This window comes from Streptomyces sp. NPDC003032 (genome assembly GCF_053591415.1).
In genome coordinates this window covers 1-12162 of the sequence record NZ_JBSFTT010000031.1, presented here as the reverse complement: position 1 = coordinate 12162, position 12162 = coordinate 1, and the positions used below count along the sequence as shown (strand labels likewise).

At 72.1% G+C, this 12162-nt stretch carries 7 protein-coding genes; 4 read left to right on the top strand and 3 right to left on the bottom strand.

Translation table 11 applies throughout. The annotated features are described in order from the left end of the window. Positions 1 to 99: 99 nt before the first annotated feature. On the top strand, positions 100 to 3363 hold the full coding sequence (locus tag ACWDZ7_RS32865; protein ID WP_451802085.1) for an ATP-binding protein: 3264 nt from the start codon (positions 100 to 102) through the stop codon (positions 3361 to 3363). Positions 3364 to 3371: 8 nt separating this feature from the next. On the opposite strand, the gene ACWDZ7_RS32860 is transcribed toward ACWDZ7_RS32865, so the two are convergent. Further along, a complete protein-coding gene (locus ACWDZ7_RS32860) occupies positions 3372 to 5234 on the bottom strand; it encodes a sigma-70 family RNA polymerase sigma factor (protein WP_451802084.1) in 1863 nt (620 codons plus the stop codon). 198 nt (positions 5235 to 5432) lie between these two features. Next, on the bottom strand, positions 5433 to 6203 hold the full coding sequence (locus ACWDZ7_RS32855) for a TetR/AcrR family transcriptional regulator (protein ID WP_451802083.1): 771 nt from the start codon (positions 6201 to 6203) through the stop codon (positions 5433 to 5435). A 373-nt stretch (positions 6204 to 6576) separates the two neighbouring features. On the opposite strand from ACWDZ7_RS32855, the gene ACWDZ7_RS32850 reads away from it, so the two are divergent. Together ACWDZ7_RS32850 and ACWDZ7_RS32845 are read left to right on the top strand one after the other, a co-directional pair. Continuing rightward, positions 6577 to 7935 (top strand): NAD(P)/FAD-dependent oxidoreductase, encoded by a 1359-nt coding sequence (locus ACWDZ7_RS32850; RefSeq protein WP_451802081.1) that lies wholly within the window; start codon positions 6577 to 6579, stop codon positions 7933 to 7935. Positions 7936 to 8120: 185 nt separating this feature from the next. Further along, on the top strand, positions 8121 to 9791 hold the full coding sequence (locus tag ACWDZ7_RS32845; protein ID WP_451802079.1) for an ATP-binding SpoIIE family protein phosphatase: 1671 nt from the start codon (positions 8121 to 8123) through the stop codon (positions 9789 to 9791). Between the two features lie 6 nt (positions 9792 to 9797). Here the strand turns inward: ACWDZ7_RS32845 and ACWDZ7_RS32840 are convergent, their stop codons facing one another. Beyond that, entirely contained in the window at positions 9798 to 11084 is a 1287-nt protein-coding gene (locus ACWDZ7_RS32840; protein ID WP_451802192.1) for an MFS transporter, read from the bottom strand. 122 nt (positions 11085 to 11206) lie between these two features. On the opposite strand from ACWDZ7_RS32840, the gene ACWDZ7_RS32835 reads away from it, so the two are divergent. Continuing rightward, the gene (locus tag ACWDZ7_RS32835) at positions 11207 to 11755 is read left to right on the top strand and encodes a MarR family winged helix-turn-helix transcriptional regulator (protein ID WP_451802078.1); all 549 of its coding nucleotides are present in this window, start codon (positions 11207 to 11209) and stop codon (positions 11753 to 11755) included. Positions 11756 to 12162 lie beyond the last annotated feature (407 nt).

Genomic DNA, 12162 nt, shown 5'->3' with positions numbered 1-12162 from the left:
GTCGGTCAGGCGCCCCGCCAGGCAACGTCCCCGCCACGTCAACTCGCCCCCGCCCGTAAACCCCGCGCCTCGCGGCCGCCCGCCAGGGAGAATGACCCGGTGCGGTACGGAATCCTGGGCGCCACCGAGGCGTACGACGAGCATGGTGTCCCCCTGCCCGTAGGGGGCCAGCGGCTGCGCGCCCTGCTCGCCGCGTTGGCGCTGCACGCGAACCGCACGGTCACCGTCGGCGCCCTCATCGACGAGGTCTGGGGCGATGCCCCGCCTGCCGACGCGCCGGCCGCCCTGCAGGCCCTCGTCGGCCGCCTGCGACGCGTCCTCGGCAAGGACGCCGTCGCCTCGGCCCCCGGTGGCTACCGCCTCGCCGTCGCCCCCGAGGACGTCGACCTGCACCGCTTCGAGCGCCTCGCGCGCGAGGGCAGGGCGGCCCTGGACCGCGACGACCCGGCGCCCGCCGCCCGCACCCTGCGCGACGCGCTCGCCCTGTGGCGCGGCCCGGCCCTCGCCGACCTGCCCGACGGGACCGCCGCGGCACGCCCCGAGGCCGCGCGCGCCGAGGCGGTCCGCGCGCGGATCGAGGCGGACCTGCTGCTGGGCCGCGCCCCCGACGTCGTACCGGAGCTACGGGAGCTGACCACAGCTCAGCCGTACGACGAGACGCTCCGCGCCCTCCTGATCCGCGCCCTGCGTGACTCCGGACGCGGCGCCGACGCGCTCGCCGCCTACGAGGACGCGCGCCGCGCCCTGGCCGACGGCCTCGGCACGGACCCCGGGCCGGAACTGCGGACGCTGCACAAGGAACTGCTCGCCCCACCACCCGAAGCGGCGCCGCGCCCGGGGCACGGAAGGCTCGAACACCATGCGCGGAAGGGGAACATCCGTAACCGTTTGACCTCTTTCGTCGGGCGGGAACCCGAGCTCGCCGCCATCCGTTCAGATCTGCACAGGGCCCGCCTCGTCACCCTCACCGGACCGGGCGGCTCAGGAAAGACCCGCCTCGCCGAGGAAGCCGCCGCCGGGCATCCGCAGGCATGGCTGGCCGAGCTGGCCCCGCTCGACCACCCCGAGGTGGTGCCAGGCGCTGTCGTCAGCGCGCTCGGTCTGCGCGAGACCGTGCTGATGACCAGCGAGTTGACCGCCCCGCAGGACGACCCGGTCGCCCTGCTCGTCGAGTACTGCGCCACGCGCGCCCTGCTCCTGATCCTTGACAACTGCGAACACGTGATCGGCGCCGCCGCCCAGCTCGCCGAGACCCTCCTCACGCACTGCCCCGGCCTCACCATCCTCGCCACCAGCCGCGAACCCCTCGGGGTGCCCGGCGAGTCCGTGCGCCCCGTCGAGCCGCTCCCGCCCGACCCGGCGCACCGCCTCTTCGCCGAGCGGGGCACGGCGGTGCGCCCCGGCTTCGCCCCGGAGGAGGACGCCGAGGCGGTCGCCGAGATCTGCCGCCGCCTCGACGGACTGCCCCTCGCCATCGAACTGGCAGCCGCCCGCCTCAGGCTGCTCGCCCCACGCCAGATCGCCGACCGTCTCGACGACCGCTTCCGCCTCCTGACCAGCGGCAGCCGCACCGCCCTGCCCCGCCAGCAGACCCTGCGCGCCGTCGTCGACTGGTCCTGGGACCTGCTCGACGAGCCCGAGCGGACCGTGCTGCGCGAGGTGTCCGTCTTCGCCGGCAGCTGGGACCTGCCCGCCGCCGAGGCGATCTGCACCGGCCCCGCACCGGAACTGATCGGCGCCCTGGTCGACAAGTCCCTGGTCGTGGCCGTCCCGTGCGCCAGGCCCGAGGACGGAGGCATGCGCTACCGCCTCCTGGAGACCATCCACGAGTACGCCGCCGAGCGCGCCGCCGCGACCCCCGACCTGCTCACGGCCGCCGCCCGGCGCCACACCGCGTACTTCCACGCGCTGGTCGAGCAGGCCGAACCCAAACTCCGCACCGCCGAGCAACTGCCGTGGATCAGACGCCTGGAGACGGAGCTGGACAACATCCGCGCGGCCCTGCAGCACTCCATCGAGACCCGCGACACCCCGACGGCGATCGCGCTCGCCCTGCACACCGGCTGGTTCTGGTGGCTGCGCAATCTCCACCGGGAGGGCCGCGACTGGATGGGCCGCATCCTGGAGCTGGCCCCGGGGCGCGCGTCGTCCGGCGCCCAGACCCTGCCCGACGAGGACGACCCGCTCTACTGGCCGTGGATGAAGCTCCGGCTGCTGCACCTCTTCATGCTGACCGAGTCCCGGCCCGGGGACGAGACGGTGGCCCAGGACGACTGGACCAAGGACGAGTACGTCGAGCGGGTGCGCGCCGTCTTCGCGCGGCCCACCCCCCACTCCGCGCGGTTCCCGGGTCTGATCTGGCCGTTCACGGCCTTCTTCATCGGCGGCACGCTCGACGAGACCCGCCCCGCCGTGGACGCGACGGTCGAGAACTGCCGTCGGTACGGCGGGGACTGGGACCTCTCCGTCATCCTGATGTTCCGCGCGCACATGGCCATCGACATGAACGGCAACCTCTCGGGCGTCGACGAGGACCTGGCCGAGCTGCGGACGCTGAGCAGACGCGTCGGCGACCGGTGGATGACCGCCCAGGTCAGCAGCGCCGTGGGCGAGGCCGCGATGGCCCGCAGCCGTCACGAGGAGGCCCGCGCCGCCTACGAGGAAGGGCTGCGCCTGGCCTACGAAGTGGGGGCGTACGCGGAGACGCCGTTCCTCATGGCCCGGCTCGCCGAGATCTCCTACCGGGAGGGCGACCGGGCGGCGGCGGTGAAGACCCTCGACGAGGCGAGCACCGAGGCCGACCGCCATGGCGTGACCGACTCAAGGACGTACGTACGGCTGCTGCGCGCGCTGATGGCGCTGGACGACGGCGATACGGCAGCGGCCCGCAGATGGTGCGACGCGGCCCGCAGCGAGTCGACGTACGGCACACCGCCACCGCAGTTCAGTGCGGCCATGCGCGGTGTGGAGGCCCGCGTCATCGCCGCCGAGTCCGGTCCCGAGGCGGGTCTGCCCGAGCTGGCCGACGCGCTGCGGGAAGCCCTGAAGGCCCAGTGCTCCGAGGTGATCGTCGCCTCGCTCGTGGACTACGGCGCCGCGTTCGTCAGCGAACTCGGCGACCACGCGCGCGCGGCACGGCTGCTCGCGGTCGCCACGCGCCTTCGGGGCGGTCGCCCGCGTCCCCGGCCCGAGTCGACGGTGGCCGACCGTGTGGTGGCCGCCGCCACGGCCGCGCTCGGCGTGCGGCGGTACGAGGCGGCGCGCGCCGCGGGCAGCACGCTCACGGCTGACGAGCTGACCGGAGAGCTGACCGGCGAACCGTTCGCGGAACCGGCCGAGGCGGGGCCTCCGGATACGGCCTAGCGCCCGCGTCAGGTGCAGCGCATCCGCGACTGCGCCCAGTCCGCGAGCGTCACCGCGTGGAAGGGCGTGTGCGGTTCGACGACCAGCCGGATGGTCGTGCGCCCGGTGAGGTTCACCTGCACGGGCAGCGCCGGGTCGCCGCCCTTCAGCAGGGGCGACCGCCACAGTCGAGCCCCGTCCGCGTACACGGAGAAGCGCACCTTTCCGAGCCCCATCGTCATGTCGTCGATGCCGACGACGGCGGCGTACGTCGTGCAGCTGCGGTTCAGGTCGATCGTCACGGAGGACTCGCCGTGCACGGTCACGCCATGGGAGTACCGCCGATCGGCGATCGACAGGCCCCTGCGCTGCCACACCCAGCTGCTCTGGCCGAGCCGCATCTCGGGCTTGGTGCCGTCGCCCACGGTGTCGTACTGGAGCTCGCTCCACTGGTAGACCGCCGGGGCCGGTGGCGGGGGCGGCGGCTTCGGCGGCGGGGTCGGCCTCGGCTTCGGCGGGGTGGGCTTGGGTTCCGGGGCCGGCGGGGTCGGCGGGGTCGGCTTCGGCTCGGGCTCGGGCTGCGCCTTGGCGGGCGGCTTCGGTTCTGCCTTCGGGGGCGGCGGCTTGGCGGCAGGGGTCTGCTTCGGCGCGGGCGGCGGCGGGGTCGGCTCGGGCTTCGGTGGCGGAGGTTTCTGCGGCACGACCGGCTCGGCGACGGCGGGCTCCTTGGCCTTCGGCGGGCGGTCCTCCTTGGGCTCGCCCTCACCACCGCTGAGGGCGATCGCCGCGGCGACCCCGGCCGCCACGACGACGCCCGCCGCGATGCCGGCCTTGGCGGGGGCGCCGAGCCCCTCGGCGGCGGCTCCGCCCGCCGCGCTCCCTCCGGCGGACCCGCTCGCGGCGGCCGCGCCCGCGGCTCCCGCGGCACCCGCGCTCGCGGCGCCGCCCCCGACGAGCGCGGCCACCTTCGCGTACCCGGCGGCGCCGAACCAGCCGATGACGGCGATCGGCACGACCGCGGGGATGCCGTTGGCGACTTCCTTGATCTGGCCCGCGGCCAGGCGGCACCTGGCGCACTCCTCCAGGTGCTTGCGCAGGCCTCGCTCGGCGCGGGTGCGCAGGCCGCCGCGGGCGTAGGCGCCGAGGCGGTCGGCGTAGCGCGCGCACTCCTCGCTCTCGGTGAGCGTGGCGCTCACGTGCGCCTGGAGGTAGGCCTGCTTGAGGCCCTCGCGGGCGCGGCTCGCGAGCACGCGCGTGCCGTTCGCGTCGAGGCCGAAGAGCGTGGCGACGTCGCTCGGGGACTCGTCCTCGATCTCCGTGTGCCACAGCACGGCCTGCCAGCGCTCGGGCAGGCTCCGGAAGGCCCGCATGGCCATCGACTGCTCGGCCTCGTGCATCGCGCGGACGTCCGCGCCCAGGTTCAGTGTGTCGTCGTCGGAGAGTTCGGAGCCGCGCGCCGCCTGGGCGGCGAACACCGCGAAGTCGTCGACCAGCTGCTCCCGCTTCGCCGACTTCGTCCACCCGGCGGCGACACGCCTGACCGTGGTCAGCAGATAGGCGCGCACCGCCTGCTCGGGCCCGCTGCCGCCGCGCACGGCCTGGAGCATGCGGGCGAAGACCTCGGCGGTGAGGTCATCGGCGGTGTGGGCGTCGCGACAGCAGGTGCGCGCATAGCGGCGGACCGCTTCGGCGTGCCTGCGGTACAGCTCCTCGTACGCGGAGTCGTCGCCCGCCCGCATCCTCGCGATCAGGTCGGCGTCGGACGGCGCCGCTTCCCCGCCGGCGGGCGCCCCCGTGCCACCTTCACGCTGCGGGGGCACGCTGGGGCGGGGTGCCGAGCGCGTCTCGTCGCCGAAGCCCGCGGAGGGCTCGTCCCGACCGTCAACACTCATCGCGGAACGCCCCCGGTTGCCCACTCAGACCCGAACATCGGGAAAGAGTGACACACGGCCGTGCTCCGGCCAGTGGTGATGACGGGCAACCACTCGTCCGGGGTGACTTCCCGGAACCGAGCACTACCGCTCACCCGTCCGGGGAAGGCTCAATCCCTTCTCATATAAACGGAGTTGAGCCTTCCGCCGCACGGAGCGCTACACGGGCCGCGACCGCAGCCCTTCGAGAAGGATGTCGAGCAGTCGCGACGAGGCGGCGGCCTGCTGGGCGGCGTCCGGCAGCGAGGGCGCCGCCGTGGCTATCACCAACAAGACGTCCGACACGGTCACGTCCGGACGCAGCTCACCCGCCGCGCGGGCCCGCTCCACGAGGCGCCCGACGACATCGAGGAGCGTGGCCGCCCCCGCGTCGTCGACCACCGAAGCCGACTCGTCGGCCGGCGCCTGGCGCTGTTCCACGAAACGCAGCTCGGCGGAGTCCGCGACCGGCTGCCGCTGCTGCGGCACCCTCGCCTCGTCCCCAGGGGCGGCGCCTTCCTCGACGCCCACCCGCAGCACCTGCGGCGGCAGCAGCCGCCCCGCGCCCGACGCCACGGACGTCCGCAGGAAGCGCGAGAGCGCCGACCACGGCTCGTCCTCCTGCCCGAGCGCGGCACGCGCCTGGTCGGTCAGCCGGGAGGTCTCCTCCTCGGCGATGCGCCGGACCAGCACGTCCTTGCTCGGGAAGCGGCGGTAGACGGTGCCGACACCGACCCGCGCGCGGCGCGCCACGTCTTCCATCGGCGCGCCGTACCCCAGCTCGCCGAAGACTTCGCGTGCCGCGCGAAGCACATGTTCGAGATTGCGCTGTGCGTCGACACGCAGTGGTGTCGTGCGCGCTCCTTCCCCCATGTCGCGTCCGTTCCCGCTGGGGCCGACGGCTGATGCCGGCGCGGCAGCGGAAGTCCAGTGAGTCTCCTGAATGTGCATATACGTTCCCCCGGTAATGACGTCTCCCCCCGGAGACACTCCCCGCCATTGGCAACCGGCGTGTGAGGAGCGAGCCCTTCCGTGAGCCCGGAAACTCGGCTCGACGAGCGCATCCCCCGACACCCCGACCTCCCACGAACATAGTTGAGCCTGAGTCAATTCAGAAGGGGTGGGTTCCGCACGGACCACCCCCCGATCGGAGTACGCACCGTTTCAGGCCTTATTGCACCCCATGTGCATACCCCCCTCACCCCCACTGACCTGCGTACCTACCGAGCGCCCGCGCAATCCGCCGGGCGCTCGCGGCGCACCACGACCGGTCATACAAATTGCCGGGCCTGTGGACAAACTCAGGAGCCGGGTGCGTCATGGGATGGTGACGGAACCTGTGCGCATTCTCGTCGTCGGCGGCGGCTACGTCGGCATGTACACCGCTCTGCGGCTCCAGCGGGAGCTGAAGTCGGAGCTCAAGCGGGGTGAGGCCGAGGTCGTGATGATCACGCCCGAGCCGTACATGACCTATCAGCCGTTCCTGCCCGAGGCGGCGGCCGGCAACATCTCGCCGCGCCACGTCGTCGTGCCGCTGCGCCGTGTCCTCGACAAGTGCCGCATCGTCATCGGCGAGGTCGAGTCCATCGAACACGCCAAGCGCACCGCGACCTTCACCACGCTCGCCACCGAGGAGGAGGGCACCGGCGCCGTCGACATCACGTACGACGAACTGGTCCTGGCCCCCGGCTCCGTCTCGCGCACCCTGCCCATCCCCGGCCTCGCCGAGTACGCCATCGGCTTCAAGACCGTCGAAGAGGCCATCGGCCTGCGCAACCACGTCATCGAACAGATGGACATCGCCTCGTCCACCCGCGACCCCTCGATCCGCGACGCGGCCCTGACCTTCGTCTTCGTGGGCGGCGGTTACGCCGGCGTAGAGGCCCTCGGCGAGCTGGAGGACATGGCGCGCTACGCCACGCGGTACTACCACAACGTCAAGGCCCAGGACATGAAATGGGTCCTCGTCGAGGCATCGGGGCGGATCCTGCCGGAAGTCGGCGAGAAGATGGGCAAGTACACGGTGGGTGAGCTGCGTCGGCGCAATATCGACGTACGCCTGGAGACCCGCCTTGACTCCTGCGAGGACCGCGTCGCCGTCCTGAGCGACGGCACCCGCTTCCCCACCCGCACCGTCGTATGGACGGCGGGCGTCAAACCGCACCCCGTCCTCGCCGCCTCCGACCTGCCGCTGAACGGACGCGGCCGCCTCAAGTGCACCGCACAGCTCACGGTGGACGGCGCCACGCACGCGTGGGCCGCGGGAGACGCCGCCGCCGTCCCCGACGTCACCACGGAGGAGCCCGGCAAGGAGTGCGCGCCCAACGCGCAGCACGCGGTGCGCCAGGCCAAGGTCCTCGGCGACAACATCGTGGCGACCCTGCGGGAGCAGCCTCTTCAGGAGTACCGGCACAAATACGTCGGCTCGGTGGCGTCCCTGGGACTGCACAAAGGTGTCGCACACGTCTACGGACGCAGGCTGAAGGGCTACCCTGCCTGGTTCATGCACCGCGTCTACCACCTGAGCAGAGTGCCGACCGTCAACCGCAAGTCCCGTGTGCTCGCCGAATGGACCCTCTCCGGCCTGTTCAAACGCGAGATCGTCTCCCTCGGATCGCTGGAGCACCCCCGTGCGGAGTTCGAACTCGCGGCCGGAGGCGAGCGCCCGAAGGAGTCCTCCTGACCGGAGTCAGGAACTCCCCGCACAGGACCCACGTCTGACGGATGTCCGTCCGGACCCACGGATGTCAGTCGGGTCGGGGAGACTGTTCGTGTGACCATGGTCCGGCCGCGCGGCCGACACCAGGGACGTCCGCCCTCGACATGCTGTGTTCCCGATCCAGAAGCGACACCACGAGGCCTACCGCAGTGAACTTCACGCGCTGGAGCGCCCGGCTCCCCGGAACGCAGCGCCGCGCAGCAGCGCGGACCGAACAGACGATCGCCACGGCACCGCGCGGAGACGGCTCTGTCCCCGCGGCCCGAGCCGAGCAGCTCTCCGACGGAGACCGACCCGTCCCCGCCGACGGCATCGACGACCTGCCGGTCCGCGAGGTGCTCGACCGCGTCCCGGCCCTCGTCGCCCTCGTGCACGGCGCCGACCACCGCATCGCGTACGTCAACGACGCGTACACGGCCGCCTTTGGCCCCCGGCCCATCGGGGAGCCCGCGCGCGTGGCGCTGCCCGAACTGACCGAGCTGGGCCTGCTGCCCCTCCTGGACCAGGTCCTGCGCAGCGCGAAGCCGCGCACCGTCAAGTCCCGCAAGGCGCCCGGCGGCCGCTCGTACACCTTCACCTGCACCCCCGTGACACTTCCGCTCGGCGGCTCCGCGGCGGGCCCGCAGGAAGGAGGCGGCGTCCTGATCTTCGCCGCCGACGTCACCGACCACGCCGAGGCCGCCGAGCGCCTGCGCGCCAGCGAGCGCGCACAGCGCGAGACGGCCGTCACCCTCCAGAAGTCCCTGCTGCCCCAGGAGCTGGAGCAGCCCGACGATCTGCGCATCGCCGCCACCTACCAGCCGGGCGGCACCGAGGCCGCGGTGGGCGGCGACTGGTACGACGTGATCACGCTCGGCGGCGGCCGCACCGCGCTCGTCATCGGCGACGTGATGGGCCGCGGCGTGCGCGCGGCGGCCGTCATGGGCCAGCTCCGCACGGCCGTGCGCGCCTACGCCCGTCTGGACCTGCCCCCGCACGAGGTCCTGCAGCTCCTGGACGGCCTCGCCGCCGAGATCGACGCCAGCCAGATCGCCACCTGCGTCTACGCGGTGCACGACCCGAACGAAGGAAGCCTCGTCTACGCGTCAGCGGGGCACCTGCCCATCCTCGTACGCGACGAGCACGGCACCATCCACCGGGCCGAGGAGCCCACGGGGCCCCCGCTCGGCACCGGCGGCTGGATGCACACCTCGGGCTCCGTGCCGCTGGGCCCCGGCTCGACCGCCGTCCTCTATACGGACGGCCTCGTCGAGCGGCGCAGCGAGGACATCGACGAGGGCGTGGCCTCCCTGGAGCGCGCCCTGGCCGGTGCCACCGGCACCCCCCAGGTGGTGTGCGACCGCCTGATCCGCGCCCTCGGGGTGACCGCCGACCACGACGACGACGTCGCCGTCCTGGTCCTGCAGCACCCCGCGCGCACCGGCTCCGAGGCCGAGCTGTTCCGCAACGCCGCCCTGGAACTGCTCGGCGGCGTGGAAGCGGCGCCACGCGCGCGTGCCTTCGCCACGGGCGTCCTCGCCAGCTGGCGCTTCGCCCCGGACCTGCACGACCTGGGCGTCCTGGCGGCCAGCGAACTGGTCGCCAACTCCCTCCAGCACGGCACACCGCCGATGCGGCTGCGCCTGCGCCGCACCGACCGCCGCCTGATCATCGAGGTCACCGACGGCGACGACCACCTGCCGCGCCGCCGCCGCGCCGAACCGGCCGACGAGGCGGGACGCGGCATCGCCATCGTCGCCACGATCGCGTCGAACTGGGGCTCGCGCCGCACACCGGGCGGCGGCAAAGCCGTCTGGTGCGAGTTCGCGCTCCCCAAGTAGCGCGCGTTACGCGTTGGCCCTCGCCGGCTCGGTGGCGGCCGGACCGCCCTGCGCCACCACCGGGCTCTTGGCCGGCGAAGGCTGGTTCTGCACCGGGGTGAGCTGACGCCCCATGCGCACCGCGAGCACCGTGATGCCCAGCGAGAACAGCACGAACGTCACGATGTACGGAACGTGCAGCGCGGCACCCATCGGCCCTCCCACGGCCGGACCGACCGCGAGGGCCAGCTGCTTCACCAGGGCGAAGGCCGAGTTGTACTGGCCGACCATGCCGCCCGGCGCCAGATCCGCGACCAGCGGCGCGACGGTCGGCGACAGCATCGCCTCACCGAGCCCGAACAGCGCGTACGTCGAGATGAACGCGGCGGTGGCCATCGCCTGGCTGCCGTGGCCGACACCGGCGTACCCCGCGAGGAGCCACGCGAAGGCCCAGATCAGACCGACGGCCGCGATCACCCGGGACCGCTTGCGCCGCTCGACGAACTTCAGGACCGCGAACTGCGCGATCACGATCATCGCCGTGTTGGCGGCGAGCGCGATGCCGAGCGTCGAGGCCGAGATGCCCGCGGCCTCCACGCCGTACGCGGAGAGCCCCGACTCGAACTGCCCGTAGCAGGCGAAGAAGATCACGAAGCCGAGCACGCACAGCTGCACCATGGCCTTGTGCTTCAGGAGCGCGCGCATCCCGCCCCGCGGGGCGGAGGCGTCCTTGGGCATCGCGTCCTGGATGGACGGCGCGTGCGGCAGCCGCACGCTCAGCGCGATCGCCGCGAGCACCAGGAACATCACGGACTCGATGGAGAACAGCAGTATGAAGCTGCCGGGGCGGTCCTCGTCGACGATCTGACCGCCGATGAGACCACCGATGCCCAGGCCCAGGTTCTGCAGGAAGAACTGCGTCGCGAACGACCGCGTACGGGTCGCCGGCGTCGAGGACCAGACGATCATCGTCGCGAGCGCGGGCTGCATGACTGCCGTGCCCGCGCCGAGCAGGGCCGCGGACAGGATCGCCGTCGTCTCACCGCCGGCGAGACCGAGCGCGACCGCGCCCACGGAGGCGACGACCGCCGCGCCCACCAGCACCGGAAGGGGGCCGCGCCGATCGATGACGCGGCCGGTGATGGGCAGGACGATCAGCGCGGCCATGGCGAAGGCGGCCAGCACGATGCCCGCCGTACTGGCCCCGAGCCCACGCACCTGCGCCACGTAGACGTAGAGGAACGGGACCGTGAAACCGATGCCGAACGCGCTCAGCGCGCTGCCTGCCTGGATACGACGCATCGCCGCGCCCATCGCCCTGGTCACTTTCACCTGCCTTAGGAGTTAGAAGTGAAGACTTCGAAGCTAAAGTTAGAACCTAAACAATACACATCGAAGGACTTCAACGGCAAGTGGAGGCGTGCCATACTGCGGCCATGGGTGACACCCCCGGCCCAAGTGAGCCGACACTTGAAGAACAGATCGCCGCGTACCAGCGCGAGTTTCGGGACCTCGACCCCCAGGTCGAGAAGATCGTCTCGGCCCTCGGCCGTCTGAACCGCCGTATGAACGTGGCCTATGGCCGCCAGACCGCGACCCTCGGCATAAGCAACGCCGAGTGGGAGGTCCTCAAGGCCCTCGTCCTCTCCGGCGCCCCGTACCAAATGGGCCCGGGGGACCTGGCCAAGCGCCTGGGCCTCACGCCCGCCGCCATGACCCACCGCATCGACCGCATGGTGGGGGAGGGCCTGGTCACCCGCGACCGCGACGAGAACAACCGCGTCCGCGTCATCGTGGAGCTGACCGCGGAGGGCCGTGAGAAGTGGCTGGAGGCGATGCGCCTGGCCACGGTCTTCGAGGAGGACCTCCTCCAGGACCTCTCCGCCGAGGAGCGCGGCGTCCTGGGCGAGGTGCTGACCCGTCTTCTACGTCGTGTGGAGCACGCCCAGCCGGACGCCGGCGGACGCCTCAACGACCTTGACTGACGGCCGCGGGGCGGAGGTTGACAGTCACCCGCCCGACCCGTAAGGTTCTTCGGGTTGCCACAGAGCCGTAACGGTTCTGCGACAGCACCTCCCGCCGCTGTTGAGCGGCAAACCAAACTCTGCACAACCTCCCAACGGAACGCGTTCGGCATGCCCGAATTCAATTCCAAGGCTCGATTATGAGTCGCCGGGAAAACCCGCTAGAGTTTGAGACGTCGGAACGGCCCAACAGCCGCGAAGACAACTCCCGCTGACCGGAAATCAGGCCCGAAAGGATCTGATAGAGTCGGAACCGCCGGAAAGAGAAACGCAAAAGCCGAAAGGCCGGAGCGGGAACCGGAAAGGCACCGAGGAAGTCGGACACGAAAGAGTCTGATAGAGTCGGAAACGCAAGAACGAAGAACAAA

Excerpts from the sequence above, each read along its gene's own strand:
- ACWDZ7_RS32860 (WP_451802084.1), bottom strand. The coding sequence starts at position 5,234 with ATGAGTGTTGACGGTCGGGACGAGCCCTCCGCGGGCTTCGGCGACGAG.
- ACWDZ7_RS32855 (WP_451802083.1), bottom strand. The coding sequence starts at position 6,203 with ATGCACATTCAGGAGACTCACTGGACTTCCGCTGCCGCGCCGGCATCA.
- ACWDZ7_RS32850 (WP_451802081.1), top strand. The coding sequence starts at position 6,577 with ATGGTGACGGAACCTGTGCGCATTCTCGTCGTCGGCGGCGGCTACGTC.
- ACWDZ7_RS32840 (WP_451802192.1), bottom strand. The coding sequence starts at position 11,084 with ATGGGCGCGGCGATGCGTCGTATCCAGGCAGGCAGCGCGCTGAGCGCG.
- ACWDZ7_RS32835 (WP_451802078.1), top strand. The coding sequence starts at position 11,207 with ATGGGTGACACCCCCGGCCCAAGTGAGCCGACACTTGAAGAACAGATC.